This window comes from Winogradskyella litorisediminis, assembly GCF_042675765.1.
GTDB classification, from domain to species: domain Bacteria; phylum Bacteroidota; class Bacteroidia; order Flavobacteriales; family Flavobacteriaceae; genus Winogradskyella; species Winogradskyella litorisediminis.
Genome location: NZ_JBHTJL010000017.1, coordinates 1 through 1,061, shown reverse-complemented (window position 1 = coordinate 1,061; position 1,061 = coordinate 1). Strand labels below are relative to the sequence as shown.

The 1,061-nt window shown below is 32.8% G+C and carries 1 protein-coding gene; it reads right to left on the bottom strand.

Going from position 1 to position 1,061, the window contains the following annotated elements:
* The coding region (locus tag ACFQ1Q_RS13735; protein ID WP_386132691.1) for a site-specific DNA-methyltransferase at nucleotides 1-1,049 on the bottom strand (1,049 nt) is incomplete at its 3' end.
* Nucleotides 1,050-1,061 lie beyond the last annotated feature (12 nt).

Sequence of the window (1,061 nt, the reverse complement as noted above, 5' to 3'; positions counted from 1 at the left end):
TCTAGTTTAAATACCTTAAAACCTAAGTCTAGGTCTTTTACTTTGTCTGGGTATTCTGCTTTGAGTTTTGATGAAACATTTTGAATTCGCTTTTTACTAATCTCTGTAATGAATCTATATCCTTTAGAAAATGCTTCGTGTGATTCGTTGATGGGTTCTGGTAATTGCACCATAACATAGCGTCTAGAAAAATTATCCTCTACATTTAAATCCATCACTGCATGAGCTGTTGTTGATGACCCTGCAAAAAAATCAATTACGATATCATTTTGTTTTACAATAGGTATCATTATTTTCTTTGCAACATCAACGACTTTTGGAGTGTCAAAAATGACATCCAAGTTTTTCAATAAGTCATCATCGCTGCCACCGAAATATAATAGTGAAGGAACATTTTCTTCCATATTATCTTTTAATAAGTACTTCCTGTTTGGTTGAGTAGTTTCATCTTTACCAAACAAAATCAACCCCTCTTTCAAGAGTTTCTCCATTGTTTTTGAAGGATTTCTCCATCCTTTATCTGGTACGGGACAAGGTTTTTTTGTCACTGGGTGTATTAAAGGAATTTTATAATCATCAGGTGCTTGTTTTTTATTTGGCCATGCCATTGACACTGGACGATATACATCACCGTTATCATCTATAAAGGAATACGCTTTTTCTCCACCAGAAAAATCTTGACTTTTGATCCAGTCTTTAAATTCTTTTCTGACCTTGTCGTTAGCACCTCCTCCTTTTTTAATCAACTTTTCAGCCTTTTCTATAATTTTCAAGGCATTTTCTTTCGGTCTTTTGAATTCATTGTCTGTTAAAAAACTCTGTTTATTTTTTGCAAAAAAAATGATTTGTTCGTGTTGGTATGCTATTCCTTTTGCATCACCTTTTGGGTTTCTTTTATCCCAAATAATAGTTCCAAGATTATTTTCTTCACCAAAAATCTCGTTTAAAAGTTTTTCGAGATTTGAATATTCATGTTCATCAATGTGGATTGATATCACCCCATCATCTTTAAGTAAATTCCTAGCTAACTTCAAACGAGGATACATCATATTTAGCCAATT